The organism is Polyangium jinanense (assembly GCF_028435365.1).
The window spans coordinates 133,063-159,752 of the sequence record NZ_JAGTJJ010000012.1 but is presented as its reverse complement, the minus strand read 5'-3'; the positions used below and the strand labels follow the sequence as shown (position 1 = coordinate 159,752).

Sequence of the window (26,690 nt, the reverse complement as noted above, 5' to 3'; positions counted from 1 at the left end):
CTAGAACATCGCGCGGTTGTAAACCGCTCGCTGTTCTAGCTCTTTTGTCCCGAGGGGGACGCCTCGCGTCCCCCTCTCGTCCGGGCAAAGCCCGGACGATTCACCCCCCGAGGGAAGCTCGCTTCGCGCGCTTCCGAGCACGTCGATGCTCTAGGGCTTGAGCAGGTAGTACCCGGCGATCGTGATACACGCGAGCGCACTCGCGATCATCATCACGATGAGCCACTGCGGCGCGCCGTCGGTCGGGATGTGGATGGGATCGTCCGAGCCGTGGGAACGCGGCCCGTACGAAGATGGACCCTCTCCGTCCTTCGAGGGCTCTTCCCGCCGCTCCGAGTCGCTCTCCCGGCGGTGCCCCTCGGACGAGGACGACGAGGGCAGCGGCGTGAGCGGCACCGAGATCTTCGGCTGATCGAGCTCCTTGACACGGCGGCTCGGATCGGGGGCGTTGAGCGAGCTCGGCGGCATCGGCTCGGGGAGCTGGTACTTGCGGTAGCGCAGCCCCGAGATGTCCTCCTCCGTCGGCTCGGGCAGCGCCTCGCCCTCGAACTTCGACACGACGACGGTGATGTTGTCGTGACCGCCCGCTTGATTCGCGCGATCGGTCAGGGTCTTACAGACCTCGAGCGGATCATCGATCGTGCGCAGGACCTCGCGGATCTCCTCGTTGCGCACCATGCCCGAGAGACCGTCGGAGCAGAGCAGCAGCGTGTCGCCGCGCTTGAGCTCGACGAACGTGAGGTCCACCTGCACGCTGTCCGAGGTGCCGAGCGCCTGCAGGATGATGTTGTTGTGCTCGAAGGTTTCGGCCTCCTCCTCGGTGAGCTGACCGGCCTCGATGAGCTGGTTGACGAGCGACTGATCCCGCGTGACCTGCACGAGCCTGTCGCCGCGAAGGATGTACGCGCGGCTGTCGCCGACCTGGCCGATGAAGAGGTGATCGTCGACGAGCGCCGCCACGGTGGACGTCGTGCCCATGCCGCGCCGGGTGCGATCGAGCTTCGCCTCGCTGAAGATGCGCAGGCCCGCGGACTCGATCGAGTGCACGAGCCTCGCCGCGATCTCGTCGTGATCCTTCGGCGGCTCGCCCGAGATCATCTTTTGGAAGATGATGTCGACCGCGAGCTGACTCGCGACCTCGCCGGCGGCCGCGCCGCCCATGCCGTCGCAGACGCCGAGGAGCACGCCGCGCTCGCCGACGATCTGGTTCCGGTCGGTCTCCATCAAGCCGCGGCTCGCCTTCGTCAGGTCCGCGACGATGAAGTTGTCCTCGTTGTGCTCGCGTACCTGGCCCACGTCCGTGCGGCCGAACAAGCGAAGCTTGATCGGAGCGGACTTCTTCAGCTTCCGCTCGCCGGGTAGACCTTCGGCGCTGTCCGCGGGGCGGTTCGAGTCGGGCTGCGTCTCTCGGGAGGCTTGTTCGCTCATGGGCTCACTACGAGAGGTCCACCCGGAACAGGTGCTGGCCGATGCGTAGGTAGTCGCCGTTGTCGAGGGTGACGTCCGAGCGGATCGCGACGTAGGTGCCGTTCGAAGAGTCCAGATCCGTGATCGTGAACTCGCCGCTCATCGAGCTCCTACGAAGGACGGCGTGCCGTCTCGACAGGAACGGATCTGCCGTAAAAACGATGTCTCCCACCTCTCGCCCGATCACCGTTTCGTCCCGGAACAGATGGTACACGTCGCGGGTCACCCCCTCGACCGTCCGCTGACAGAGCCGTGCGCGTCGCGGGGTCGAGGGAGACCCGAACAACAGGGTCCCATGCTGGGTTGCATGCCCGAGCCCTCGCTCCGCGTCGTTCACGGTTTCGAACTGTAACACTTCGAGGCCCAGGAGGAGCAAGTCGCCGTCTTTCAGCGCGTGCGGTTCCCGGATGCGCCGGTAGACCCCGTTCGTGGAATGAAGATTCCGGAGGATCCAGTGACCACCCTGGGGCAGGAGGCGCGCATGCCGCGGGGAGACGTACAGATCGTCCGGCAGAAGGATGTCTCCCTCGGTCCGGCCCACGTCGACCTGGCGGTCCACGAGCGGAAACGACTTGCCTTCGCTGCCATCCTCCACGATCACGACGAGCCGGCCGGTCTGGACGCGACCACTCGGCGTCACCGAAGGCGAGGCCGGCGCGGGCGCCACGAAGGTGGACACGAGCCGCTCGTCCCTGCGGCCCGCGGTCACGGGCTCGGTGAACGTGGGCTCGGCCTCCGCACGGGCGGCCTTCTCCCCCTCGTCGAGCGGCGCGCCGCAATACTTGCAGAAGCGCATGCCCTCCGCGGAATGACCGTGGCAGCGAGCACAACGGACGAGCCGCGGAGGGCCGGTCCGGGTCGTCGCAATGCCCACGACGGGCGCGCCGATGATCTTGTCGCCCGCATCGTCGGGGCTCGTGGCCGGCGCGCTCTCCGCGCTCGGCGCGACGACCGAACGGGGAAGCGTAGGCCGGGCCGCGGGGGCCTCCGTGATCGGCGTGGGCGCGGGAGGCTGCGTGGGAGCAGCCGCGGGCAGCGACGGAGACGGCTCCGGCGGCGCGGCCACGGGCGCGGCGAAAAACTCGGGCTCGGGCTCGGACTCCGGCGCGCGACGTACGACGGCTGCTTCGCTCGAAGCGGTCGAGGCGGGACGCCCGAGCGACGCGCCGCACGTCACGCAGAAGCGATAGCCGGGCGGATTCGACGAGCGACAGCTCGGGCACGTCGTGATCGCCTCGGCGCCGAACGAGACGGTGAACTGAAGCGCGGGCGCTTCGGGCCTGGAGCGCGGCGCCGAGGGCTTCGGAGACGAAGCCGAGCCGCCGGACGTCGGGCTACCGGACGTCGGGCTGCCGGACGTCGGGCTGCCGGACGTCGGACTGCCGGATGTCGGACTGCCGGATGTCGGGTTCGCTGAGGGAGCGGGGTTCGAGGCGATCGCGGGGGCGGAGTTCGGCGTGTCGTCCGTGCTGCGGACCTCGGCGACGGCAGCGCGCTCGACGCGCTCGATGCCGTGGGGCGGCGTGGGCGGGACGCCGCGCCCCTGGGTCCGGAGGCGCCTGCCGCAATCCAGGCAAAACGTCAGGTTGCCCTCGTTATCACGACCGCAGACGTCGCAGATCACAGCCGCGAGAGGACCGCGGAGGCGCTTTCGAGTCAAGTGCCCGAGCGCAAGCTCGACACGAAAACCGCGCCCCGCGGCCCGCTCGAGCTACCTGCGCCCGATCTCGCTGCGGAGCTCGAACTGGAATTCGGCCCCCAGAAAGTGCGCCACGCCCGTGGCACGGACTGCTCCCGCCGTATCGGTCCATCCAGCGATGAGCATCGGTCGATAGACCAGACCGAAGCCGAGGATCGCCACCCGGGAAAGCTCGATTTCGACGCCGAGGCCCCCGAAGAGCAGCCCGCCGCCCGTCTCGACGCCCCACTCGTTCCCGTATGCGAGCGCCCCGATCCCCCAGGAAGCGTAGGGCGCGGCGCGCGTCCCCAAGTCCGGCAGGTAGCGCATCTCGAAGCGGAGCTGCTGGAAGATCCCGAGCCGATAGAGATTGCTCGAGTCCATCTTCGCGAACTGGTAGGCGCCGCCGATGTACCAGGGCCCGGCGGATCGATATCCGCCGCGGATCGCGAGCCCCCCGGCTCCGCCCAGGATACACGGCGCGGCCTTTCCACCTTCGGGTGCGCAGACCGCGCCGGCGTCGAGGTTCGTCTCGGCCACGATCGCCACGCCGTACTGGAAGTACTCGACGTGGAGCGGCGGTGGACGGACGCCCCCGAGGACGCGCAAAGGCTCGTTTGCCGGAGGCAGCGAGGCGCTCGGCTCACCACGCGCCGTTCCGGAGGCGGCGAGCAGAGAGGCGCAGAGGAGCAGACCGAAGGGCCGTTGCGCGCTCACCGGCGCTCACGCTACGCGCGTGCGCGGGAGCCCGCAACCCGCCGCGCGCGCCGGGGCGCCCGGCGGGGGCGGGACCTCTCGACCCCTACCCTTTCCGCTCCGGGCAAGGCCGAGGAAGGCGCGACCCGACGCGACGGGCGGGGGGCACCTGGTCATGCCGGACTCCGGGACTCTCGCCTTGACGCGGCGCGCGCCTGCGCCAACGTCTCGGAAACCTTTTCGCCGATCATCGGCGCGCTTGACGTCGCCATGGTTGGTCGCCTAAACGGAGCCACGCTCATGGAGATCCACCTCGACAAGCGTGCGGTTAAGCAGATCCGCCTCTCCGCTGCGGACGCGATCGACGAAGGCGATACGGAGGCCCTGCGCGAGGACGTCCTCGAGGCGTTCAGCGAGGAGCAGGTCGAAGAGATCGAGCGTCGGCTCGACAGCGGTGATTTCTTCGAATTCTTGACCGACGTCCTCGACGAGTGGAGCGGCGACGACGTCGACGAGCTCTTCGAGCTCCTCGAAACGCAGCTCGGCGAGATGGGCATCGATCTCAAGTACGAGCAGCGTGAAGAAGAGGACGAGGAGGAGGTCGAGGACGACGACGTCGACGACGACGACGACGACCTCGACGACGACGAAGACGAGGAGCTCGAGGAAGAGGACGACGAGGAGGACTGACGCTCGCCGTCAGTTTTCCCCGGGATCCGCCGGCGCCTCGTCCTTCTGTCCGCTCGCCTCTCGCTCGATGTAGCCCGCGCACGGCTTTTCGTTCGGCGCGGGCCTGATCTCGTCGCAGACGAGGTGCGCGCAGCGCGCGTATCGCGAGTCGGAAAAGTCCTTGCGCAAGCGTTCGGCGAGGTCGCAAGCCTCGCCTGCGTCGCCGTCCTCGCGCGCGAGGCGTGCCTCGGCCCAGAGCGCGTCGTCGCGCAGGACGGACGTCGGATGATCGGCGTAGACCTTGTGCAGCTCGCGGCGCGCGGCGCGATGATCGTGCAGTCGATCGCGGTAGAGCTCCGCCACGCGCATCTGCGCCGGTGAATACCGCGGACGTTCGTAGCTGCCCGTGAGGTGCGAGGACTCGCGCACCGCGAGCAGCGTGCGCAGATGATCGATCGCCGCCTCGTAGCGCCCGAGCTTCTCTTCGATCAGCGACGCGTGCCAGAGCGCGTCGTCCGTCAGCGTCCCGAACGGGTACGGATGCGCTTGCGAGAGCGCGACGAGCGTATCGCGGGCCTCCGCGAGGCGCCCGAGCCGTTCGAGCGCGAGCGCCGTTTCGTAGTCGACGTTCTCTTCGAGGTCCGTGTTCCGGAGGATCCGCGCCGGGCCTTTTGCCCACGCGAGCACCGCCTCGTCGCCGCCGCGCTCGCGCTCGTGCTCCACGAGTCGCTTCACCGCTCTCCGTGCGAGGCCGTTCTTCGTGTGCTTCGCCGTCGCGTCGAAGAGCATCGCGTATCCGCGCTCCGCGTCGCCGTGCTCGATCTCGAGATCGGCGAGCTCGAAGGCGGCGCGGCCTGCGCGTGGCCCATCCGGTGAAGTCTCGGCGAGCTTCTGGAGCGCGACCTTCGCCTCGGCGTGCGCGCCGCGCCGCTCGTGCATGCGCGCCACGAGGAAGAGAGCCTCGTCGCGATCCTTCACGCGCTCGGCGACACGCGCGGCTTCCTCGTAGCTCTTCGCGGCGTCCTCGTAGCGCCCCGCGTGATGCGCCCTCTGCCCTGCGGCGAACGAGCGCTCGTACGCGTCGCCGAGGCTCGGCCCGCACCCCACGAGCCACCACGCGAGGACAAACCCGAAGGCGCGCCGCGCGCTCACGTCGGCGTCGCCTTTCGCGTGACGACCTCGCGCGTTGCATCCGCGAGCGCAGCGGCGGCCTCGGAGACACGCGCGGCCGGCAGATCGAGGTGCGTCACCACGCGCACGCGCCGCGCGCCCGATGCGCCGACGAGCACACCACGCGCGCGCGCAGCCGCCACGAGCTCGTCGGCCGCCACGGGCAGATCGATCTGCACGATGTTCGTCTCCACCTCGCGCACGGACGCCCCGGACACCTCGCGGATCGCAGCGCCGATCACGCGTGCAGCGGCATGATCCTCCGCGAGCCGCGCGCGGTGATGTTCGAGCGCGTAAAGCGCGCCCGCGGCGAGCACACCGGCCTGCCGCATGCCGCCGCCGAGCATCTTCCGGAACCTACGCGCGCGTACGATCGTCTGCGCGTCGCCGCAGAGCGCCGATCCCACCGGCGCGCCGAGACCTTTTGAGAAGCAAACACTCACCGTGTCGAACGGTGCACACAGCTCCGCGACCGAGAGCCCCGACGTGACCGACGCGTTCCACACGCGCGCCCCGTCGAGGTGCATCGCGAGCCCGTGTGCCCGCGCGACCTCCGCGATCGCGAGCACGTCGTGTTGCGGAAACACCCGACCGCCTGCTCGGTTGTGCGTGTTCTCCAGCGCGACCACGCGCGGCCGCGGGTGGTAGTCGTACGGCGGCTTGATGACCTCTTTCAGCTCGTCCGGCTTGAACAGACCGCCGCGCCCGGCGATCTCGAACTGCACACCGGACCAAGCCGCGCCTGCACCCGACTCGTAGAACGCGCAGTGCGCGCCTTCGCCGATGATCACCTCGTCGCCGCGCTGCGTGTGGCAGAGCAGGGCGATCTGATTGCTCATCGTCCCGCTCGGCACGAACAGCGCCGCCGCCTTGCCGGTGATCTCGGCCGTGTACGTCTCGAGGCGCGCGATCGTCGGGTCTTCCCCGTACACGTCGTCGCCCACCTCGGCCCGGGCCATGGCCTCCCGCATCGCGGCCGTGGGCCGCGTCACGGTATCCGAGCGCAGATCGATCATGCCCCTACTTCACCCGGAATAGCGCGCATGGCAACGCCTTGTTCGTGGGCGGCAGCGCGTTACGGGCAGACGCCGCGCAAGCGAACTAGCAGAAGAAGCACTTGTCGCGCTGAGGCGGCTCGGGGTCGAAACGCACGCGGCCGCAGGTGTCGCAAATGCACAGGTTTTGCGCGTAAAACTCCCGCTGGCCCAGAATGTCGGAGACGAACAGGCTCATCACGATGTCGCTCAGGATGTCGTGGCTGCGCGGGCGCGGCACCCATTGCATCGAATCGCCCACGACGACCCGACGGACCCGACCCGCGAAGATCGCGGCCGAAAGGAAGCGGTCGTCGACCGGCGACTGGAGCAGCCCGCGCAGGTACCCGACCACGCGCGCGCGCGTGCGGACCAGGATCGCGGCCGTCTCGTCCGTCGGCGGGATCTCGGGCAGGAACGCGCTGCAGTGCTTGTCGGCGGGCAAGGCGCCGAAAAGCGGCTCCTGGATGCGCCAGGGACGGGCCATGTAACCCGTGTGCACGAGGTTCCGGTCGATCCACGAGCGCAGCTCTTCCCGGCACATCCGTCGCGAGGCGACGCCCTCGAGGAACGACAGCGCCGCGGCGAGCCCTTCGCTCGGCGGCGGCAACGGCTCGGGGAGGACCACGCGACGGATGCCGCTGCCCCGGTTCGACGAGACGGGCGCCGCGTCGTTCGTGCCTTCGCTCTTCGTGGCGAGAACGTTCCTGCTGGGCGAGGACCGCGTCGACATGTTCAGGATTCGGAGCAATCGCCGGACCAGACGCCGGGGCTCCGCCATGTACGCCTGACGCTCGACCCGGACGAATGACGACAGTCTGGACGGTCGGGAATCGGCACCGGGCGAGCAGCTCTTGCCATGCGACCGTCGCCGATTGCATTTCCCGGATCGCGCAGGTCGGATCGGTGTGCGGCGCGGATACGGTAGAGCCAGTGAGCAGTCGCAGTTCCCGTCGCGGAAAGAGCCACCCTCTGGCCGACTCCATTCTTTTCAGATTCTACCGGCTGCACCTGATTCGCATTACGATACCGCAGAGAATCGACGCGCCTCCGGTGTCAACCTTATGCCGCTGCGATGAGCAGGAAATCGGGGCCCCCGGAGACCGTGAGCAAAATCACTGCCACTCGAAATTCGCGCGCGGATCGCGGACATCGAGACATGGAACCGCCGCGTCCCGCTGCGCGTATGCGAGGGACTCCGACCTCCTTTCGCCATGGACGTGCTCCGCTTGCGAGCGAATTTCGCACGGAGGACGCCCCAGGCTCGACGTTCTGGTCGGAACGGAGAGAGTGCTTTACATGACCAAACATGGCCTTGTTTTCCTGGGTGCTTTGCTGGCCTCCACCTCGCTCATCGCGGCCACGGGTTGCGGCGATGAGAACAGCGGCGGCTCCGGCGGTACGGGCGGCTCCGGTGCGGCCGGCGGTACGGGCGGCGCGGGCGGTACGGGCGGCGCGGGCGGCGCGGGTGGCGGCGCGAGCGCGGTCGACTGCGACAAATATTGCACGGACATCGCGACGAACTGCGCGGGCGAATACCAGCAGTATGCCGACAAGGCGAGCTGCATGGGCAGCTGCGCGGGCTTCCCGGCCGACGGCAAGGACAACGACGCGGCCGGCAACACGATGCAGTGTCGCGTTTATCACACGAGCGCGGCGACGGGTGATCCGGCGAAGCACTGCCCGCACGGCGGCCCGAGCGGCGGCGCGATGTGCGGCTCGCTTTGCGAGGCGTTCTGCTCGCTCGCCGTGAAGACCTGCCCGACCGAGTGGCCGCAGGAGGGCGAATGCATGACGTCGTGCATGGCGTGGACGGCCGCGGGCATGCCGTACAACGCGGCGAACTTCACGGGCGGCAATACGACCGAGTGCCGCCTCTATCACCTCTCGGTGGCGGCGACCGACGCGGATGCGGCGGATGAGCATTGCAAGCACACGATCGCGATGTCCGAGCCCTGCAAGTGAGCAAGTGAGATAGACGGCCCTCGCACCCGGGCGAGCGGGGTGCGTGGCGTGTTTCCCCCGAGAAAGCCACCCCCCGACGCCCGCCCGGTTGCGCTATTCTCCCGCAATGCCTCTTCTTTCTCGTCGACTCGCGCCGCTCGCCTTGCTCTCGTTCCTCGCCGCCCTCGGCCCCGCGTGCACCGCGGAGCTCGAAGAAGGCTGTCTCGGCGGGCAATGTGTCCCGCCTGGCAGCCCTCCGATCCCTCCCCTCCCGACGAGCGACGGGGGCGGCGGCGCGGGCGGCGGCGGGGGCGGCGACGCCGGCCCGACCTGCGAGGACACGCCGGCCACCGGCGATTTCCCCTGCGACGTCTTCACTGTCCTCCAAACGCACTGCCACGGCTGCCACCAATCGCCGCCGCTCAACAACGCGCCTTACTCGCTGCTCACGTACGAGGACACCCGCCTGCCCCATGGCATGACCACGAAGCCCCGCTTCGTGCGTATGGCCGAGGTCGTTGAGAGCGGCTTCATGCCCCTCATGGCCACGCTCCCCGAAGCGGACAAACAAATCCTGCTCGACTGGCTCTCCACCTGCGGCCTGCCCGCCGAGGGAATGGGCTGCGAATGACGGCGGCCGCCGTCCGTCCGCTCGGCACTGCTTGACGCAGCTCGCGCGCCTTTGACGCGGCGAGCCGATGCATTTCCCCGACTTCTGTCCGGGCCTCCTCGTGCCACAATCCGCCGCATGCAAGCGCCCGCGGCACCGGATACGGCCACGTCCCCGCGCACCGTCACGCTCACGATCGACGGACAGAGCGTCACCGTCCCCGAGGGCACCACGATCTGGGAAGCGGCGAAGGCCCTCGGCATCGACATCCCGGTCCTCTGCCACGACGAGCGCCTCCGCCCCGTCGGCGTCTGTCGTCTTTGCGTCGTCGACGTCGGCGGCCGGACGCTCGCGGCTTCGTGCGTACGGCCTTGCGAGCCGAACATGAAAGTCGCGACGGCGTCACCGCGCGTCGAACGCCAGCGCAAGGTCCTCGTCGAGCTGCTCATGAGCGACCAGCCCGAGGTTTGCCCCAAGGAGAGCACCACCGGGGGAAATGAGCTTTACGCGCTCGCCCGCCGCTACGGCGTGGATGGCAGCCGCTTGCCCCACGGCCATGCCCGCGGCGAGGACAAATCCTCGAAGGTCATTTCCGTCCACCACGACGCCTGCATCCTCTGCGATCGATGCGTCCGCGGCTGCGACGAGATCCAGCACAACGACGTCATCGGCCGGACGGGCAAGGGGTATGGTGCGCGGATCGGTTTCGACCTCGATCGCCCGATGGGCGAGAGCACGTGCGTCTCGTGCGGGGAATGTATGGCGGTGTGTCCCACGGGCGCGCTCGTCAACAAGCCCGTGAGCGCCCCGCTCGCGCCGCGCGTGCATTTGAAGCAGGTCGACAGCGTTTGTCCCTATTGCGGCGTGGGCTGCGCGCTCACGTACAACGTCGACGAGGAGGCGAACCGCATCGTGTACGTCGACGGCCGCGACGGCGAGGCGAACCACGAGCGGCTCTGCGTGAAGGGTCGGTATGGCTACGATTACGCCATGCACCCGCAGCGGCTCCAGAAGCCGCTCATCCGCGTGCGGTATCCGAAAGGCTCGCTCTCGGATGCGTCGCCCAACGCACAGGAAGCGCGCGGCGGGCGCCGAAAAGGGCACCTCGTGCGGTACGAGGACGTCCTGCCTGCCTTCCGCGAGGCGAGCTGGGACGAAGCGCTCGACCTCGTGGCGACCCGCCTCCGCGAGGCGCGGGATACGCATGGCCCCGCGGCGATGGCCGGCTTCGGCTCGGCGAAATGCTCGATCGAGGAGGCGTACGTCTTCCAGAAGCTCGTGCGCGCCGTCTTCGGCACGAACAACGTCGACCATTGCACCCGCCTCTGCCATGCGTCGAGCGTGGCCGCGTTGCTCGAGACGATCGGCTCGGGCGCCGTCACGAACACGTTCGCCGGCATCGCCGAGGCCGACGTCGCGCTGCTCGCGGGCACGAACACCACGGCGAACCACCCGGTCGCCTCGTCCTTCTTCAAGCAGGCCGCGGCCCGCGGCACGAAGCTCATCGTCGTCGACCCGCGCCGCCCCGACGTCGCGCAATACGCCTGGCGTTACGCCCGCATTCGCAACGGCACCGACGTCGCATTCTACAATGGCCTCCTCCACGTCCTCCTCGCCGAAGGCCTGTACCGCGCCGATTACGTCGAAAACCACACGACCGGCTTCGAGGCCCTGAAGGAAACCGTGGCGCGTTACAGCCCCGAGGTCGCGAGCGAGATCTGCGGCGTCGCGCCGGATCTCATCCGCGAGATCGCGCGGGCGTACGGCTCTGCGCGGGCGGCGATTACGTTCTGGGGCATGGGCATCTCGCAGCACACGCACGGCACGGACAACGCGCGTTGCCTCATCTCGCTTTGCCTCGTCACGGGCAACGTCGGCCGGCCCGGCACGGGCCTGCACCCCTTGCGCGGGCAAAACAACGTCCAGGGCGCGAGCGACGCCGGCCTCATCCCCATGATGTACCCCGATTACCAGCGCGTCGCCGACCCGGCCATCCGCGCCAAATTCGAAAGCGCCTGGGGCGTCCCGCTCGATCCGAAACCGGGCCTCACGGTCACCGAAATCACGACCGCCGCGCTCGAAGACAAGCTCAAGGCCCTCTATTGCATGGGCGAAAACCCGTTCCTCTCGGATCCCAACGTCAACAAGGTCAAAAAAGCCCTCGCGAAGCTCGATTTCCTCGTCGTGCAGGACATCTTCCTCACCGAGACGGCCGAGTTCGCCGACGTGATCCTCCCGGCCACGAGTTACCTCGAAAAACTCGGGACGTACACGAACACCGATCGCCGCGTCCAGATCGGCCGCCCCGCCCTGAAACCGCCGGGCGACGCGCGGCTCGATTGGCAGATCGTCTGCGAGATCTCGAACCGCATGGGTTATCCCATGCCCTATACGAAGGCCTCCGACATCTTCGACGAGTTCACCTCGCTCACGGACGCCTACCAGAACCTCGATTACGACATCCTCGGCAAGGCCGGCCGCCTCTGGCCCGCACCGGATCGTGCGGCCAAGGACGGCGTCCAGATCCTCTTCGACGACGGCTTCCCAACCCCCGACGGCCGCGGAAAGCTCGTGCCCTGCGAATACACGCCGGCCCGCGAGACGCCCGACGCCGAGTATCCGTTCGTCCTCAACACGGGCCGCCTGCTCGAACACTGGCACACGGGCACCATGACCCGGCGCTCCTACGCCCTCGACGCCATCGCCCCCGAAGCCTTCGTCGAGGTGCACCCCGAGGACCTCGCCCGCCTCGGGGTTCGTCCGGGCGAACGCGTCCGTGTCACCTCGCGCCGCGGCTCGATCGAACTCGTCGCGCGATCGAGCACGAAGGTCGGCGTCGGCAGCGTCTTCATCGCGTTCCATTTCCGCGAGGCCGCCGCCAACGTGCTCACGATCGACGCGATCGATCCGTTCGGAAAGATCCCCGAATTCAAGTTCTGCGCGGTCCGCCTCTCGCGCCCCTCCGGCGACGCGGCGGAGGCCTTGCCACCCACGGGGCTGCCTGCCTGAGCATTGGTCTCTTCTTGGGCTGGGGCCGCCGCGCCGGGGCGCTGCCCCGGACCCCGCGGGGGCTGTTCGCCCCTCGACCCGAACCAGGGCAAGCCCTGGACTCGGGTTGGAAGAACCGCGCGATGCGCGGTTCTTCCACAGGCCGGTGGCAAGACTGTCGAGGTGCGTCTCACGCACGGACCGTGATGCCAGCGTCGCTGTCTTGGTCTTGCCTTGGCCTGTTCGATGAACTGCGCATCGCGCAGTTCATCGACCCCGGGTCCAGCGCTTGCGCAGGCCCCGGGTCCAGGGGCGGATAGCCCCTGGTGGGGCCTGGGGCAACGCCCCAGCGAAGCGGCTTTGAGATGAGACCACATGAGCTGACGCGTCAGCGGTCCCGTTGACGTCACCCGCGCGGGATTGACGCGTCAGCCGCCCTCCACGGCCAAACCCGCTCGAGCTTTTACCCCCTATTTCCGCTTCCCGAGCGTTGGCCCGGTTCCTGCCAATGCTGCCTCCGACAACGGGAGGCACACGATGAATCCTGCGCATACCTTGGGCAAAGCGATGATGACGACGGGCCGATGGACGGCTGCGGGGCTCTGTTTGGCCTGCCTCGCGCCGGCGATGGGTTGCGCGCCCGTGGACGAGATGGTCGTCGAAGAGTGGGAGGAGGTCGAGGTGAGCGGCGGCTCCGACGTGGTGGGCGAAGAGGAGAACGTCGCCGAGGCGACGGAGGCGCTCACCTCGCTGGGTTTCTCGACGTTCGTCGGAGGAACGGGAGAAGACTGGCGCACCAAGCCGGCGGTTGACCCGGCGGGGAACGTGTACGTGGCGGGTCAGAATAACCAGGATATCTTCGTAGCCAAATACAGCGCCAGCGGCGTGCCCTTGTGGACGGCGACCTTCGGCGGCGAGGGCTGGGAGGATGTCCGGGATGTCGCGGTGGACAAAGCGGGATGCGTGTACGTGCTCGCGAAGACCGATTCGTACGGCCCGACGCAGACGATCCTCGTCGCGAAGCTCAATGCCGCGGGCAATGCGCTCGCCTACTACAGCCGGTTCGGCGGTAGCGGTGATGACCAGCCGAACGGAATCGCCGTGGATTCCGCGGGAAATGCTTACGTGACGGGCGAGACGCGTTCGGTCGATTTCCCCGTGACGCCAGGGGCAATGCAGCAAGCACACCACGGGGACTCGGATGCATTCGTCACGAAGCTGAATGCGTCGGGCTCGAGCCTCGTGTACTCGACGTACCTCGGAGGGAGCGGCTCCGACGCCGCCATGGACATCGCCGTCGATGCGGCCGGTTATGCCTACGTCGTCGGGAGCACGACCCCTCTACCGAACGTCGCCGGCCTCCCCTTCCCGACGACGCCCGGCGCATATCAGAGGAACCCCGGTGACCCCTGGTGGGGTTATGATGTTTTCGTCACCGAGCTGATCCCGAACGGGTCGGCGCCTTATTATTCGACCCTGATCGGAGGCAGCTACGGCGACTCCGGGGTCGGAATCGCGGTGGACAGCGCTTACAATGCGTACGTGGTTGGAACGTCGTGGTCCACCAACTTCCCCACGACGCCGGGCGCGTTCCGCAGCGCCAAGAGCGGACCTGCCCATGAAATAGACGTATTCGTGACGAAGGTCAACGAGCCTGGCAGCGCCCTTTTGTACTCCACCTGGGTGGGGAGCGGCGAGACCGGGTACGACTTCCCCAGCATCGCCGTGAGCAGCAGCGGAAAGGCGTACGTCACGGGGGTGGCGGAATCGACCAGCTTCCCAGTGACGGCGAATGCGCTTCAGACGTCTCACCACGGCACCTTCGACGGATTCTTGATGGAGCTGAATACTTCGGGATCGGCGGCGGCGTACGCGACGTATCTGGGCGGGAGCGGCATCGATTATCTGTTCGGCATCGCCGTCGATGGTCATGGAAACGCCTTCGTGGCTGGTCACACGACCTCCACGGATTTCCCCGTCTATAACGCCGCGCAGCCGAGCTACTCCGGCTACGGGTACGGCGTTCTCACGAAGTTCCTGGGCCCCTGACGCTCCAACGATGTAGCAGACGCGCCTGGAGCATCGAACCGGTCGATGCTCTACGCCGCGGAGACACGCTCGGGGGGCCGGGCGGGACCACAGAGCTCCGCGAGGAGCCGATCCAGCGTTTTGAGGTCCAGCGGCTTCGCGAGATGCCGATCGAAGCCCGCCGCGCGCGAGCGCTTCCGATCCTCGGGCGAGGCGTACCCCGTGAGCGCGATGAGGATCCTGTCCCGGTGCGCAGAATCCGCCCGGAGCGCCCGCGCGACCTCGTAGCCATTCATCCCGGGCAAACCGAGATCACACAAAATCACCTCGGGATCGAAAATCCGCGCCTTCGCGATTCCCTCGGAGCCGGAGTGGGCGACCTCCACCCGCACGTTGCGCTGCCCGAGCGCGAGCGCCTCGGCCAGGCTCGCGGCGGCGTCGTGGTTGTCCTCGATGACCAGGATGCGGCTGCAGCGGTGCGGCTCGCGGCTCACGCTCGCCGCGCCGTTCGAGGCCACAGGCTCCCCCACGGGCAGCTCGATCGTGAACGTGGCGCCCCGGCCCGGGCCGTCGCTCTCGGCGCGCACGTCACCGCCGTGCAGCTCCACCAGGCCCTTGACCAGCGAGAGGCCGAGGCCGAGCCCCCCGCGGCTCCGCGTGATCGTCCGGTCGGCCTGCGTGAACGCATCGAACAGCTTCGGCAACATCTCCGCCGCAATGCCGGCGCCGTTGTCGCTCACGGAAATGCACGCCCGCGCCGGCTCCGCGCGCGAGACCGTGACGTGCACCCGCCCGCCGCGATCCGTGAACTTGGCCGCATTGTGCAGCAAATTGCCGACGACCTGCGCGAGCCGCGTCCCGTCGCCGTTCACCCAGACGGGCCGGACCGGCACTTCCACGCCGAGCGTCACCCCGCCCTGTTCGAAGACCGAGCGGTGATCCTCGGCGGCGCGATAGACGAGCTCGCAGAGCTCGATCGGCCCGTGCTGGAGGAGGATTTTACCGCGTGAGATCCGCGTCACGTCGAGCAGATCGTCGATGAGCCGCGTCATGTGGACGATCTGCCGCTCGATCACGCGCTCGGCGCGCTTCGCCTGCTCGCTCCCCGGCGCCGCGCGGCCGAGCACGTAGAGGCTGTTGCGGACCGGAGCCAATGGGTTTCTGAGCTCGTGGGAAAGCATGGCCAGAAACTCGTCTTTGCGACGATCGGCCTCCCGCAGCGCCTCGGCGAGAGCGCGATGGCGCTCCTCGCTCTCGTGGAGCGCCGCGAGCGACGCCCGAGCCGCCGCGGCGGCCCGCTCGGCCTCCAGCCTGGAGCGCTCGGCGAGCAGACGCTCGGCCTGCGCACGTTGCCGCAACCTGCGCTCCGAGCCCATGACGAGAATCACGACCACGCCGGTCACGAAAAACACGACGAGCCTGGATAGGTATGTGAATACGAAATCCGAATGGGCGTTCCCCGACGCCATCGCGAACGAGAGGAATCCGAAGCCGACCGCGGAGACGGCGAGCGAAACGAGGCTCGGAAGAAACCCCACGACGAGCGCGAGCAGCGCGAGGATCCCGATCGGCCCGAAGAGGAACAGGCCGCCGAGCGGCCGGATCAGCATTGCGCTGATCGCGACCGAGACCATGGCTGTGGAGACCGCGAGCAACCACGGCCAGATCACGGCGAACGTGGATCGCGCGGGGGGCGCTTCGGGGGTGATGATTTCCTGCATTGAGCGAATGGATAACGATTGGGGTGCTGCAACGTAACATACGAGCGAGGCCACGCCAGGCGAGGACGTCCCTGTCATGCCCTGAAAAACCATGGACGGATGAGCCCGCTCGCGGCGGCTGATATCGCTCGCTTCGTGCGGGGCGACAAAAAGCAAGAGGCCCCGATCGTTCGATCGGAGCCCCTCGGTCGCAGCGGCTCATAAGCCGAGTTCTGTCTCGCTCCGGGGTCACCCCCGAGAGCGTCGGCGATCATTCCTCTAGGGCACGCATTGCTACGTGCCTCCAGCAGCCAACCCGGAGGCATCGGACGGGCCGTCCTCTCGGGACCTTGCGGTCCCATCGCCTCCCTACACGGCCTTGCACCGGGTGGGGTTTGCCTAGCCACCTCCGTTACCGGAGGTGCGGTGGGCTCTTACCCCACCGTTTCACCCTTACCGACTGGACGAGCACCACGAGGGCACCTTCGAGCCGGCGGTTTCTCTCTGTTGCACTCTCCTCGAGGTCACCCTCACCGGGCGTTACCCGGCACCCTGCCCTGCGGAGCTCGGACTTTCCTCCCGCGGAAACCCGCCGGCGATCACCTGCTCCGCTGCGACACGGCGAAGATAACGCCCCCCGATCCGGAAGTCGAGATGTCGTCAGAGCGTCACGTACGGCCGCAGCGCGTCGCACGTCGCCGTGGCGGGCGGCGCAGGCCAGCGCTCCCGCAGCGCTTTACAGAAGCGGGACGCGAGCTCGGTCTCCTGCACGGCGCCCGCGTGCAGGTTGTCCCAGAACTCTTGAAACTCGGAGGTCGCGCCCTCGTCGGGGCTCTGCAGCAGCGTCGCGATCCACCGCAGCTCGCTCACACTCTCGTCCGCGATGCGCTCGCCCAGGGCGCGCTCCTCGGCGCTCGGCTCCTTGTGACGGCTGAAGGGGCTGCGCACGCCCTCCACGTAGAGCTCCCTCCACGGGATCGAGCGCGACAGCGCGAGCAGCGCCTCCGCCAGCTCGGCCCGCGCGCTCGTCGCGGCCAGCGCGTCCACCATGGGCGTCGGGCACCTGCACCGCGACCACAGGTAGCGCCGCTCGGCCTCGGTCACCGCGGGGATCTCCGGGATGCTCGGCGCGAGCAGCACGATCGTCGGCCCGTCCCAGTCCCCGTGCAACCACACATCGCCGAGCGCGTACCCGCGCGCCGCGAGCTCTTCCGCCGGGTCGAGCGGGCACGCCGGGAGCTTCACGCTGCTCGCGGCCTGCATATTCCTCCGCAAGACGCCCGCGAGCTCCCGGTGCTGCGCGCGCAGCGCCTCGAACGTCGCGGGGCGCGGCGGCGGCGCGTTGTCCCGCGCGGGCGCGTCGGGCGCGTGAAGGAACAGCGCCCTGGCGAGCGCCTCGAACCAGCCCCCCTCGATCTCGCCGGCGTCCTCGAGCGACCCCTCGGGCGCCACCTGCCACACCAGCGTCCACGGCTCGCGCACGCCCTCCTCCACCCAGCGCGGCCAGCGCACGGCGACCTCCTGCGCGAGCGCCTCGGCCGTGGCGAACCCCTGCGACGAGGCCGCGAGCGACAGGCACGCGTGCAGGGTCTGAGGCACCTCGTCGAGCGCAGGCGACTCGCAGTACTCGCTGATCGTGCGCCGCCACGCGGGCGTAAACATCCGCCGCGCGACCCACGCGGGCTTCGGGCCCAAAAGCCCCGCCTCCGTGAGGCGCGACCACGCCTCGCGCGGCGAGCCCACGCCCTCCACCACCTCCAGCGCGCGCAGCAATGTCGAACGGTCCGGCTCGGTCATCACGTCCCGCGCAGTTTGCCACCCGCGAGCCCCTCCTGTACACGAAAACGCCCCATGCTCACCGCTGCAGAAATCGCCGCGATCCGTGCCGACGACACCAGCGACACCACGCGCCTCGCGCACGCCGCGCGGCTTCGGTCGGAAGGAGATCCGCGAGGAGAGTTCATCGAAGTGCAATGCGCGCTCGCGCGCCTCGATCCCTGGTCGTCGCATCCCGAACGCGCGCGCTGGGAGCGGCGTGAGCGCGAGCTACTCGCGGCGCACGGCGGCACCTTTCGTGCGCCGCTCGGACTGCGCAGGTCCGAGTGCGTATTTCGACGGGGCTTCGTCGATCTGGTGGCGCTGACTGCGGAGCGGGTGCTCGAGGTGGCGGACGCGTGGGAGCGCGGCGCGCCGATCCAAGACCTGATGCTGCTGGGTCAGGACCCCGCGAGCCTCGCCGACGCGCTGTCGCATCCCGCGATGCGACATCTTCGCTCGCTCACGATCCACGGCGGCGGCCACGACTTGTCGCGCGACGTCAGCGAGATGCTGCTAGAGCACGCGAGCTCGCTGGTCCGACTCCGGAGCCTCTCGCTGACGCAGATGGACCTGCGCAGCGACTGGGTGAAGCGCCTGGCAGCAGGCGGCCCCTTCACGGCGCTCGAGCGCCTGACCCTCGATCGATGCGATCTCGCCGCGGAGGACGTGCAGGCGCTGGTGTCGTCTCCGATGGGCGCGCGGCTTCGGTCCCTCACGCTCGACAACAATCCCTTCGGCGACGACGGCGTGCGCGCCATCGCAGCCGCAGACGGTCTGACGCAGCTCGAAGCGCTGTCTCTGACCGACGTGAAGATGACGAGCGAGGGCGTGCGTGCGCTCGCGGCGTCCCCGGGTCTCGCGTCGCTGCGGCATCTGGATCTATCGCTGAACAAGTTCGGACCGGAAGGCGCGCAGGCGCTCGCGCAGGCCACGCCGCGGAGCCGCCTCGAAGAACTGAAGCTCTGGTACTGCGGCATCCGCTCGGAAGGGCTGCGCGCGCTGGCGAGCGCACCGCAGTTCGCGTCGCTTCGACGCCTCGACCTCGGCAACAACGCCATCGACGCCGAGGGCGTTCGCGCAGTCGCCGCGGAGCGGTCCTTTGCGCAGCTCCGTCACCTCGGGCTCAACGGCAATTCGCTGGGGAGCGCTGGCGGCAAGGCGCTCGCGGAAGCCACGCAGCTCGAACACCTGCGGGTGCTCGAGCTCGGCGGCACGCAGCTGGGCTCCGAGGGTACGCGCGCGATCGTCTCCGCGCCGACCTTTGCCGCGCTGACCCGACTCAATCTCGCGTGCAACGCGGTGGGACCCGATGGTGTGCGTGCCCTCGCGCGCGCGAGCCACCTGGCGCGATTGGAGCAGCTCATCCTGCGCCTCAACGCCCTTGGGCCCGAAGGCGCGCAGGCCCTCGCCGGGGCGCGACACCTCGCGCGGCTCACGGAGCTCGATCTCACAGACAACGAGCTCCACGACGAGGGCGCGCGAGCGCTCCTCGCTGCGACGCAGCTCGCTTCGCTACAGAAGCTCGGTCTGCAGCACAACCAGCTCAGCGAGGAGAGCGCGCAGGCGCTCGCGTCGGCGACGCACCTGACCGAGCTCTCGACGCTCGAGCTCGCGCAGAACGACTTGGGCGACGAGGGGGTCCGTCTCCTCGCCGAGGCGCCACATCTCGCGGGCCTCGTGGTTCTCGACCTGTCGCGCACCCGGTTCGGGGACGACGGCGTCCGCGCCCTCGCGGCGGCCTCCCACCTCACCCACCTCGCGTTGTTGTCGCTCGCGGAGAACGGGCTGGACCGCGCGCAATACGACGCGCTCGCGTCCGCGTCGCAGTTCGCCGACACGACGATCCTCGAATAGGGCTGGTGTCCTGGGACCGAAGTTCGTCGAAGAACGATTCCCTCACCCCCATCGCCTCTCCCTCCGGGAGAGGGGAGAAACGCCGTCTGTCACCCCTCTCCCGGAGGGAGAGGGGCCGGGGGTGAGGCGCGTCCGCCTTTTGCAGCGGACTTCCGCTCCAGGACACTAGCTGCCCTGCGGTCCACCACCGTTCGGCTCGTCCGCCTTCTTCTTGCCGCGCCGTTTGTACAACGCCGAGAGCTCGAACGCCGTGGCGATGGCGGGCTCGCCGAGCTCCCGCGCCGCCGCCTCGGCCGCCTCGCGCGCCGTCCGCGCGAGGCTCACGATGAGCCCGTCGATGAGATCCAGCGTCTCGGTCTCGACAGGGGTCCCCTTCGGCTCTGCCTTGGCCTTGGCCGCGACACGGAGCGCCGTCGCCTTCACTTCGAGATCGAGGGCCGCTTGCGCGCCGCCGCGCTTCTGGGCGGCCTCCGCGACCGCAGGCTCCTTCAGGACGGCGCACAGGGCATCGAGCTGCTTGGCCAGCCCTTCGGCGTCCTCGGCGGCCGCGGACTCGCGTTCGAGCAGAACCTCGATTCTCTGGACGGCTTCGGTATGACCGGCGACCAAGAGCACGCGTTTCGCCCCGGCGAGCACCGACCGTGCGCGCAATCGCACGCCCTGCCCGTCCCGCATGGCCGTCGCGTGCGCGGCGGTGTCGAGCATCTTGTTCGTCCGCTTGACCTCGCGCCCCACGCCCGCCTGGATGAGCAAGTCCCGCGCGTCCGAGAGCTCGGCGGCGTCATCCGGCGCGAAGCCGGACGCGGCGAGCTTCGGCCCGTGGGTCTTGTAGGCATTCAACGTCTGATTGGCCTGTTCGAGCGTGTCCTCGGAGCTCCACCGCTCGCCGTCCTTGATGAATACCGCGCGCGCTTCGGGAGAAATCGTCGTCAAGTCGAGCGCCATGGGATGTTCTCCTGTTGGATGGGGCACGCTACAGGAGCGTTCGCGTGCGTGTCCAGCGTCACAGCGCGTGGAGTTGGCCACGGAGCGCGTGCGGTTGACCTGGGGACGCCATGGAGGTCACGCGGCGGCGCGTGAGGTTCGCGAGGGAGCGTGTGGGGTTCGGTCGGGATTGGCTGAGGTTCACGACCCGGTCACGTGGACCTCGGGTCCGACCGGCTTTCGCCCCACGCTGGCACGCCTGAGGTTCACGAGGGAGCGCCTGCGGCTCTCGAAGGGACGCGTGTGTTTCGTGAACCGGTCGCCTGAATCCGAAGAACACCCGCGTGAAGTCGACGAGCCGGCGCGTGGACCTGGGAGACGGCATGGCTCGACCGCGCGCGGCATTGCGCGCGGTTCGCAGAGGCAGCTCTGGACCTGCGTGGGTATGCCACAGGGGACGTGGAATACCCGCTGAGGCGCTGCGGCGCCTGACGGCGCAACCTGCTGGGCGCCCGTGGCTGGCCGTGCTCGTCGTGCCCCTGTTGGCCAACCATACTCCCTGACAGGGTATGTCCCACCTACCTGCGAATCTCGTTGCGCAGGTCAGCACTCGCCGTGCACAAGGATCGTCAGGAACAACGCGGGCCCGCGCATAAAGCCACGGGGGTGGATTGGTGTGGCCTGCGGGAACGGAAGGGTCCTTCCATGGCCTGGCTTCCCTCGGCTCGTCCGATCGGCCGGACGTGTAATGCGTCACGTCGTCATCGCCATTCTTTGGCCGTTGGGTTCATCGCCGCGCTCGTTGCGCTGTCGCTCGTTCTGTCCGGGTGCGCCTCTGCGCGCGATCCCACGATGGCCCGGATCTTCGAGGCGCCGAACGTCGTCCACGTCTGCGTACGTCCGCCGAACGTACCGAAAGACAAGCGAATCTGGGGGCTCACCCCCGACGGCACGCCCTTCTTCGGGGTCCGGGAGGTGGACCGCGCGAGAGGCAATGGCAGCCCCACCTATGTTTTCGACCTGGACGCGCCTGCCGCGAGCGCGAGGCTTTTACCGATTCCGTACAACACGCTCGAATGCCCGGCGAGGACCCCGCCAAAGCCTCGCGTCGCCGCGGCGACGGAGAAGGCCAAAGAAGCCGAAGAGAAGAAGGACGAGGGCAAGAAGGCGGAGCGGCCGAAGCCGCTGTCGCGACCGATCGCGAGGACGCCAGGGCAAGAGCGGTGCACGGCGTATCGGGAGCCGGGTCAGACGCGGAGACGGAGCGGGACGGGCGCAGGTGCTTGCACGAGGGTGCTCGTCAAGTGGCGCTGCGCGGAGCAGGCTGTCGCGGACAAACGGCCGCCCGCGGCCGAGCCTTGCCCCGGCCAGGGGCCCGAGCCGGCCAAGCCGAGGGAGTTGCCGGCGAGCGCGGCGCAGGCGTATGAGGACTGGGGACTCAGCCGGGTGGAGGCCTCCGCGCTCGCGGAAGACCGAGCCAGGGAGTGCCTCCAGGGGCTTTGCCATGCCCGCCATCCGAACTTCGTTCCGAAGTCCAAAAAGAAGCCCGCCGAGACGAACAACGGGCAGTCGTTGTCAACGGGGAGTGGCAGCGGTGGGGGAGCGAGTTCGCCGCAGCCGGCGCCGAAGACGACGACGGTCAAGACGACGACGAAGCCGGTCTCGAAGCCGAACGGCGCGGCGGCGGGGCAGGCGGGGTCGAGCGGAGGGAAGACGGCGGGAAGTGGAGGCGGTACGGTTGTTCCGGAGGGCAGGAGAATTCCTAACGATGAGCTCAAAACGCCGCCGGCAAAACGTGGAAAGGCACCAACAGGAAGCGATGGGCATCCGGTTGAGTTGCATCACCGCGGGCAGAAACCGGATAGCCCTCTGGACGAAATGACTCGCACCGAGCACCGTGGCAAAGGGAACTTCTCGGAAAATCACTCGAATACCGGGCAAGAGCCCAGCAAAATTGATAGAAAGGCCTGGAAAGAGCAGCAGCGGCGGTACTGGACGAAGGAGCACGACCGTGGGCGATTCGACGGCAAAAAGCAATGAGGTTCTCTTGCGGTTCGATCATCCGGATGGAAGCCTTGCAGTCGTCTTGGATGATGACAATCGAGTGGCGTACGCATACCTCCTTGAAGACGAGGAGGTCGTGGGCGATGTATGGCTTTACAATGTCATGGATCCACCTGACACGGTGAATTGGGAGGACCCCAGTCCGATGCCCTTCCTCAATCCGAGGGACTACTGCAAATCCGAGAAGGTGCGTCGGTTGACCCCGCAGTCTGCTGTCCAGTGTGCATGGTTCGACGCGGGGGTTGAAGTAAGTATCGATGGCATACTATGGGCTCGAATCGAGCGCGGTTCGAAGCCGGGTTGGTCGCGTCTCGCAGCGCAACCCGGGCCGCTCGCCATCCCGTTGGAAGAACGTATGCCTAGCCGATAAGCCGCCACGGCATCGTTTCCCGCCGGAGGACGAAAATCGACGCGAGCCGGTCGATTCCTTCGATCCAAACATCTCGCCCGATCATGCTGAAGACGCTTTCGCCGGAGCAGCTCGCCGTGCTCGTCCTCGTCGACCTCGCCGAGTGCTCGTGCTCGGAGGCGGCCGAGTTGCTCGGGATCCCGCTCGGCACCGTAAAATCGAGGCTCCTCGCGGCGCGCACGAACATGCAGCGCGCCCGTCGAGTACCACCAAGTCGGGAAACAAAGGAAGGACGGGCAGCCCGTGGCGCGTGAACGGAAGGCGCTCGACGACGTGGAGCGCGCGAAGGGTGAGCGGCCGACGTTCCATCCCTACAACAAGGAGAAGTGAGGAGATCCATGGGACATCAGTCATCCTTCTACCTCACGCCAAAGGACAAGGCGGACCTCGAGCGGCGGCTTCGGGAGAAGACGGACTTCATCATCCTTCTCGATGACTCACCCACGGCGTCGCCACGCGTCGTGGACTCGCTGAACTTCTCCGAGGACGACAACCCGTGGTACGGCAAGTACCTCGCGCGGCCCGAGGACCTCGACAAGATCGTAATGCGCCACGTGAAAACGCAGGGGTATTGGACTGTGGAGGATCTTTTTTCGCCCGTGCTCGAGTTCACCGGCTGCTTCTTCGACGGGAAGATCCTGCGGCGGGGGCGCGTGTACTACGTCGAGGGGTTTTATGGTCCGGATGGCGGGTGGGAGGAGAAGAGCGAGGCGTTCCGGAAGTGGGCCAAGATGGTGCATACGACCATCAAGAAGTCGTTGAAGCGGCGTGACTCGAAGTATGTCGAGTACATCGGCGCGGATGCCCAGGCGTGGGTCGACGCCGGAGGACAGCTCGTCGACTGAAGTGGGCAGCCCGTGACCTGGTAGCGGACCGTCTGTCGACGGAGCCCAGGCCCTCCTCGTGTCGAGCGTCGTGCCGGTCGTCCGCCGCGCCAAACGCAGGGGCGACCGGCACGACCACGACCGTCAGAGGCGCGTAGGCGGGCGGGTCAGGCGAGCGCGAGCCTTTTCAGGTGCTCCCGGGCGAGGTGCAGGCGGGCGAAGGCGGTCTTCGTCTTGATGCCGAGCGCTTCGGCGATCTCCCGGATGGAACGACCCTCCAGGTAAGGCACCACCACGGCCCGGATGCGCGGCCCGATTCTCAAGAGGAACCGCTTGAGCCGGAACATCCCGTACGTCGCCTGCAAAAGCATTTCCATCGGCGCAGCGACTTCCTGCTCGGGAAGGTCATCCGCGAGCCCTGCCAGGACCTCCCGCTCGCAACGCGCCAGATTTCGATGATTGCGGGCATGGTTCAGCCCGATCACCAGGAGCCACGGGCGAGCCTGCTCGGGCGTGACAAGACATTCGAGGCGTCGCCAGGCCGTGAGGAAGACCTCTTGCACCACATCCTCGACGTCGCTGGAAGGGATGGCCTGGACCAGAAGAAGGCGGCGCAGGAAATCGCGATGTTCGAGGTAAAGCCGCCCAAGGAGGGCGTGTGCCGCCGTAAAGTTTGCCGGCGGCGGATGGAACGGTATCGTTGCCATACTCATGACTCCGGGTATCGCGGGGTTGTGGGGAGACGCCGGTCGGTGATGTCAGCACCGGCTGGCGTCGCTTGCTTTGTCTCACGAGTTATCGGAGAAGGCAACGAAAAAACGGCAATGGTTCGTCTTGAAAGAACCGCTGCCGCTGCTGCTGCTGCTGGAAGGCGTGCCGCCCAACGGAGGGCGGCACGCCGGGGCCATTAACGCCGGGTCAGGCGATGCAGGGTGCCGATGACATGGTCCAGCTTGCTGCGTAGTTCTTCGTTCAGAGTGTTCACGTATCCGAGTGCTTCCGCCACGTCCAGGCACGCGCGGACCTCCGCCGCCGAACCCATGGCCGTATGCCACCGGGCCCGTTCGTTCCTTCCCTGTGAATACGCGCCCTCGCTCAGGTTCAGCGGCACACTCGCCGCCGCCCGCCGCAACTGGTCCCCGAGATTCGGATCCTTCGTCCCGATCCTCTGAATCACCGGCCGCAACAGCCTGAGCATTTCAATCGCCACGCCATAAATCCTGAGCGCCATCGTTTCCTCCGTATCCCCGACCGGGGACCCCGAACCCCGGCCCGCGCGCGGAGGAAGGCGAAAGGCTGCGAGGCGAAGCCTCGCACCGCGCGCAGCCGCGCGGAGCCGCGCGCAGCGAAGCGAGCACGGCGAGCACGGCGAGCACGGCTCGGCCTTTCGCCTTCCGAGCACGCGGGCACAATCGACCTCCCCGGACGAGAAGAAAGGACGAGCGTTCCGGAGGCAGCAGCAGCAGCGGCAGCAGCAGCAGCAGCAGCGGCAGCGGCAGCGGCAGCGGCAGCGGCAGCAGCAGCAGCAGCAGCAGCAGCAGCAGCAGCAGCAGCAGCAGCACGCCAGGGGGACGCTGTGCGTCCCCCTCGGCCAAAGAGAATCAAGCCGCCAGCGGGTGCAGCCGGTCGCGCAGCTTCCGCTTGGCGCGGGCCTCGAGCTGGCGCGCGCGCTCGCGCGACACGCCGAGGCGCCTGCCAATCTCGGCGAGCGACAGCTCCTCCTCCGGATCGGCCATCATGCGCGTCTCTACGATGTATCGCTCCCGCGGATCGAGATTCTGCACCGCCTGCTCGAGCCGCTCGCGCAGGAGCGCTCCCTCCTCGGCGCGTGAGAATCGCTCCTCTTGATCCTGGTCCTCGGCGACGAGCGTATCGACGAGCGAGCGCGCGCCGTCCTCGAACACCTTCGTATCGAGCGAGACGTCTCGGGCTTCGAGCCGCCGGGCCATCTCGACGACCTTCTCCGCGGGGGCGCCGAACTTCTCGGCGAGGAGCTTGTCCCCCGCTTCGCCCTCGCCCACGAGCCCTGCGATACGCGCGCGCTCGCGGCGGAGACGGAAAAACATCTTCGACCGGAGCGGGCCGGATCCGACGCCGACGAGGCTCCACGAATGAATCACGTGGTTCAGGATGTACGCACGGATCCAGTATGCCGCATACGTGACGAACCGATTGCCGCGATCCGGGTCGTACTTGCGGATCGCGTGTACGATCCCGAAGTTCCCCTCGGCGATGAGATCGGCGAGAGGAATGCCATAACGCCGGTAGCTGATCGCGATGGACACGACATGCCGCAGGTTGGCGAGCGCCAGCCGTGCGGCCGCGCGCTCGTCTCCCCGATCCCGGAAAGCACGGGCGAGCTCGACCTCCTCCTCGCGCGAGAGCTCCGGAATTTGCCGAACGTGCGCGATATACCGAGAAACCGCGCTGCTTTGGTCTCGAGAGGTCTGCACGTCTTCCCTCATTCTCATGAAAGGTGCGATTTCCAGTGAGGCGCACCGTCGTCGCTCGGGCCTACCCGCCGTGGACGCCGTTTGAGGGGCCTTCGAGGACGTCGGCCCCGACGGACCGACTCCCTGCATGACTCACGCCGCCCGCGATTCGTTTGAAGGTGGCCAACGTGTGGCACGCCCCTGGCTCACGGGGTGACATGGCCCCAGAGAGAAAGGACCATGGGTGCGGCGTGGCTGCACGCTGTGCGACCGGAACGGGCGCAACGGGGGCGATCTCCGAGGGACCGGAGAACGCAGAAAACCGGAAATCGAAGGGATTTTCGTGTCTTTTGCCGTCCGCGGGAGAGCGGACGGCGAGGC

Annotated in this window: 22 protein-coding genes and 1 other RNA gene; 9 read left to right on the top strand and 14 right to left on the bottom strand. The window is 68.0% G+C overall.

What is annotated here, in order from left to right; all coding sequences use genetic code 11:
- Window positions 1-150: 150 nt before the first annotated feature.
- From KEG57_RS22370 to KEG57_RS22360, 3 genes are read right to left on the bottom strand one after another with little or no spacing between them, the layout of a single operon-like run.
- Complete coding sequence (locus tag KEG57_RS22370) at window positions 151-1,428, bottom strand: Stp1/IreP family PP2C-type Ser/Thr phosphatase (protein ID WP_272421074.1); 1,278 nt, start codon at window positions 1,426-1,428, stop codon at window positions 151-153.
- A 7-nt stretch (window positions 1,429-1,435) separates the two neighbouring features.
- Window positions 1,436-3,127 (bottom strand): FHA domain-containing protein, encoded by a 1,692-nt coding sequence (locus KEG57_RS22365; RefSeq protein WP_272421073.1) that lies wholly within the window; start codon window positions 3,125-3,127, stop codon window positions 1,436-1,438.
- A 51-nt stretch (window positions 3,128-3,178) separates the two neighbouring features.
- A complete protein-coding gene (locus tag KEG57_RS22360) occupies window positions 3,179-3,862 on the bottom strand; it encodes a hypothetical protein (RefSeq protein WP_272421072.1) in 684 nt (227 codons plus the stop codon).
- A gap of 279 nt (window positions 3,863-4,141) precedes the next feature.
- Between KEG57_RS22360 and KEG57_RS22355 the strand changes: the two genes are divergently transcribed.
- A complete protein-coding gene (locus KEG57_RS22355; protein WP_272421071.1) occupies window positions 4,142-4,531 on the top strand; it encodes a hypothetical protein in 390 nt (129 codons plus the stop codon).
- Between the two features lie 9 nt (window positions 4,532-4,540).
- On the opposite strand, the gene KEG57_RS22350 is transcribed toward KEG57_RS22355, so the two are convergent.
- The 3 genes from KEG57_RS22350 to KEG57_RS22340 all read right to left on the bottom strand — a co-directional run bounded on the left by KEG57_RS22350 (window position 4,541) and on the right by KEG57_RS22340 (window position 7,447).
- Window positions 4,541-5,662 (bottom strand): tetratricopeptide repeat protein, encoded by a 1,122-nt coding sequence (locus KEG57_RS22350; protein WP_272421070.1) that lies wholly within the window; start codon window positions 5,660-5,662, stop codon window positions 4,541-4,543.
- Window positions 5,659-6,696 (bottom strand): low-specificity L-threonine aldolase, encoded by a 1,038-nt coding sequence (gene ltaE / locus KEG57_RS22345; protein WP_272421069.1) that lies wholly within the window; start codon window positions 6,694-6,696, stop codon window positions 5,659-5,661. Before ltaE ends, KEG57_RS22350 begins: the two co-directional genes overlap by 4 nt.
- Before the next feature lie 85 nt (window positions 6,697-6,781).
- Window positions 6,782-7,447, bottom strand: coding sequence for a hypothetical protein (locus KEG57_RS22340; RefSeq protein WP_272421068.1), 666 nt, complete (start codon window positions 7,445-7,447; stop codon window positions 6,782-6,784).
- Between the two features lie 566 nt (window positions 7,448-8,013).
- Here KEG57_RS22340 and KEG57_RS22335 point away from each other — a divergent pair.
- The 4 genes from KEG57_RS22335 to KEG57_RS22320 all read left to right on the top strand — a co-directional run bounded on the left by KEG57_RS22335 (window position 8,014) and on the right by KEG57_RS22320 (window position 14,305).
- A complete protein-coding gene (locus KEG57_RS22335) occupies window positions 8,014-8,679 on the top strand; it encodes a hypothetical protein (RefSeq protein ID WP_272421067.1) in 666 nt (221 codons plus the stop codon).
- Window positions 8,680-8,785: 106 nt separating this feature from the next.
- Entirely contained in the window at window positions 8,786-9,289 is a 504-nt protein-coding gene (locus KEG57_RS22330; protein ID WP_272421066.1) for a hypothetical protein, read from the top strand.
- 117 nt (window positions 9,290-9,406) lie between these two features.
- Window positions 9,407-12,277, top strand: coding sequence for a formate dehydrogenase subunit alpha (gene fdhF, locus KEG57_RS22325; protein WP_272421065.1), 2,871 nt, complete (start codon window positions 9,407-9,409; stop codon window positions 12,275-12,277).
- Between the two features lie 516 nt (window positions 12,278-12,793).
- On the top strand, window positions 12,794-14,305 hold the full coding sequence (locus KEG57_RS22320) for an SBBP repeat-containing protein (protein ID WP_272421064.1): 1,512 nt from the start codon (window positions 12,794-12,796) through the stop codon (window positions 14,303-14,305).
- A 50-nt stretch (window positions 14,306-14,355) separates the two neighbouring features.
- Here KEG57_RS22320 and KEG57_RS22315 read toward each other — a convergent pair whose 3' ends face one another.
- The 3 genes from KEG57_RS22315 to KEG57_RS22305 form a co-directional block, all read right to left on the bottom strand.
- Window positions 14,356-16,005 carry a hybrid sensor histidine kinase/response regulator gene (locus KEG57_RS22315; RefSeq protein ID WP_272421063.1) on the bottom strand — a complete coding sequence of 550 codons (1,650 nt, stop codon included), beginning with the start codon at window positions 16,003-16,005 and terminating at the stop codon, window positions 14,356-14,358.
- A 186-nt stretch (window positions 16,006-16,191) separates the two neighbouring features.
- Window positions 16,192-16,599: RNase P RNA component class A (rnpB, locus tag KEG57_RS22310), an RNA gene on the bottom strand.
- Window positions 16,600-16,644: 45 nt separating this feature from the next.
- A complete protein-coding gene (locus tag KEG57_RS22305; RefSeq protein WP_272421062.1) occupies window positions 16,645-17,781 on the bottom strand; it encodes a hypothetical protein in 1,137 nt (378 codons plus the stop codon).
- Between the two features lie 54 nt (window positions 17,782-17,835).
- On the opposite strand from KEG57_RS22305, the gene KEG57_RS22300 reads away from it, so the two are divergent.
- Window positions 17,836-19,656 carry a hypothetical protein gene (locus KEG57_RS22300; RefSeq protein ID WP_272421061.1) on the top strand — a complete coding sequence of 607 codons (1,821 nt, stop codon included), beginning with the start codon at window positions 17,836-17,838 and terminating at the stop codon, window positions 19,654-19,656.
- A 165-nt stretch (window positions 19,657-19,821) separates the two neighbouring features.
- Here the strand turns inward: KEG57_RS22300 and KEG57_RS22295 are convergent, their stop codons facing one another.
- Window positions 19,822-20,601, bottom strand: a complete 780-nt coding sequence (locus KEG57_RS22295) for a hypothetical protein (RefSeq protein ID WP_272421060.1) — start codon at window positions 20,599-20,601, stop codon at window positions 19,822-19,824.
- A gap of 831 nt (window positions 20,602-21,432) precedes the next feature.
- Between KEG57_RS22295 and KEG57_RS22290 the strand changes: the two genes are divergently transcribed.
- The 3 genes from KEG57_RS22290 to KEG57_RS22280 all read left to right on the top strand — a co-directional run bounded on the left by KEG57_RS22290 (window position 21,433) and on the right by KEG57_RS22280 (window position 23,898).
- A complete protein-coding gene (locus tag KEG57_RS22290; protein ID WP_272421059.1) occupies window positions 21,433-22,620 on the top strand; it encodes an HNH/ENDO VII family nuclease in 1,188 nt (395 codons plus the stop codon).
- A 477-nt stretch (window positions 22,621-23,097) separates the two neighbouring features.
- Window positions 23,098-23,307, top strand: a complete 210-nt coding sequence (locus KEG57_RS22285; protein WP_272421058.1) for a sigma factor-like helix-turn-helix DNA-binding protein — start codon at window positions 23,098-23,100, stop codon at window positions 23,305-23,307.
- 84 nt (window positions 23,308-23,391) lie between these two features.
- Window positions 23,392-23,898 carry a hypothetical protein gene (locus KEG57_RS22280; RefSeq protein ID WP_272421057.1) on the top strand — a complete coding sequence of 169 codons (507 nt, stop codon included), beginning with the start codon at window positions 23,392-23,394 and terminating at the stop codon, window positions 23,896-23,898.
- 146 nt (window positions 23,899-24,044) lie between these two features.
- On the opposite strand, the gene KEG57_RS22275 is transcribed toward KEG57_RS22280, so the two are convergent.
- The 4 genes from KEG57_RS22275 to KEG57_RS22260 all read right to left on the bottom strand — a co-directional run bounded on the left by KEG57_RS22275 (window position 24,045) and on the right by KEG57_RS22260 (window position 26,330).
- On the bottom strand, window positions 24,045-24,584 hold the full coding sequence (locus tag KEG57_RS22275; RefSeq protein ID WP_272421056.1) for an RNA polymerase sigma factor: 540 nt from the start codon (window positions 24,582-24,584) through the stop codon (window positions 24,045-24,047).
- A gap of 200 nt (window positions 24,585-24,784) precedes the next feature.
- On the bottom strand, window positions 24,785-25,108 hold the full coding sequence (locus KEG57_RS22270; RefSeq protein WP_272421055.1) for a four helix bundle protein: 324 nt from the start codon (window positions 25,106-25,108) through the stop codon (window positions 24,785-24,787).
- Window positions 25,077-25,439 carry a hypothetical protein gene (locus KEG57_RS22265; RefSeq protein WP_272421054.1) on the bottom strand — a complete coding sequence of 121 codons (363 nt, stop codon included), beginning with the start codon at window positions 25,437-25,439 and terminating at the stop codon, window positions 25,077-25,079. Before KEG57_RS22265 ends, KEG57_RS22270 begins: the two co-directional genes overlap by 32 nt.
- Window positions 25,440-25,478: 39 nt before the next feature.
- The gene (locus KEG57_RS22260) at window positions 25,479-26,330 is read right to left on the bottom strand and encodes a sigma-70 family RNA polymerase sigma factor (RefSeq protein ID WP_136931464.1); all 852 of its coding nucleotides are present in this window, start codon (window positions 26,328-26,330) and stop codon (window positions 25,479-25,481) included.
- Window positions 26,331-26,690: the final 360 nt, after the last annotated feature.

Bases quoted from the DNA above. Each gene is read 5' to 3' on its own strand.
- KEG57_RS22370 (WP_272421074.1), bottom strand. From the start codon at position 1,428: ATGAGCGAACAAGCCTCCCGAGAGACGCAGCCCGACTCGAACCGCCCC.
- KEG57_RS22355 (WP_272421071.1), top strand. From the start codon at position 4,142: ATGGAGATCCACCTCGACAAGCGTGCGGTTAAGCAGATCCGCCTCTCC.
- ltaE (WP_272421069.1), bottom strand. From the start codon at position 6,696: ATGATCGATCTGCGCTCGGATACCGTGACGCGGCCCACGGCCGCGATG.
- KEG57_RS22340 (WP_272421068.1), bottom strand. From the start codon at position 7,447: ATGTCGACGCGGTCCTCGCCCAGCAGGAACGTTCTCGCCACGAAGAGC.
- KEG57_RS22335 (WP_272421067.1), top strand. From the start codon at position 8,014: ATGACCAAACATGGCCTTGTTTTCCTGGGTGCTTTGCTGGCCTCCACC.
- KEG57_RS22330 (WP_272421066.1), top strand. From the start codon at position 8,786: ATGCCTCTTCTTTCTCGTCGACTCGCGCCGCTCGCCTTGCTCTCGTTC.
- fdhF (WP_272421065.1), top strand. From the start codon at position 9,407: ATGCAAGCGCCCGCGGCACCGGATACGGCCACGTCCCCGCGCACCGTC.
- KEG57_RS22320 (WP_272421064.1), top strand. From the start codon at position 12,794: ATGAATCCTGCGCATACCTTGGGCAAAGCGATGATGACGACGGGCCGA.
- KEG57_RS22315 (WP_272421063.1), bottom strand. From the start codon at position 16,005: ATGCAGGAAATCATCACCCCCGAAGCGCCCCCCGCGCGATCCACGTTC.
- KEG57_RS22305 (WP_272421062.1), bottom strand. From the start codon at position 17,781: ATGACCGAGCCGGACCGTTCGACATTGCTGCGCGCGCTGGAGGTGGTG.
- KEG57_RS22300 (WP_272421061.1), top strand. From the start codon at position 17,836: ATGCTCACCGCTGCAGAAATCGCCGCGATCCGTGCCGACGACACCAGC.
- KEG57_RS22295 (WP_272421060.1), bottom strand. From the start codon at position 20,601: ATGGCGCTCGACTTGACGACGATTTCTCCCGAAGCGCGCGCGGTATTC.
- KEG57_RS22290 (WP_272421059.1), top strand. From the start codon at position 21,433: ATGGCCCGGATCTTCGAGGCGCCGAACGTCGTCCACGTCTGCGTACGT.
- KEG57_RS22285 (WP_272421058.1), top strand. From the start codon at position 23,098: ATGCTGAAGACGCTTTCGCCGGAGCAGCTCGCCGTGCTCGTCCTCGTC.
- KEG57_RS22280 (WP_272421057.1), top strand. From the start codon at position 23,392: ATGGGACATCAGTCATCCTTCTACCTCACGCCAAAGGACAAGGCGGAC.
- KEG57_RS22275 (WP_272421056.1), bottom strand. From the start codon at position 24,584: ATGGCAACGATACCGTTCCATCCGCCGCCGGCAAACTTTACGGCGGCA.
- KEG57_RS22270 (WP_272421055.1), bottom strand. From the start codon at position 25,108: ATGGCGCTCAGGATTTATGGCGTGGCGATTGAAATGCTCAGGCTGTTG.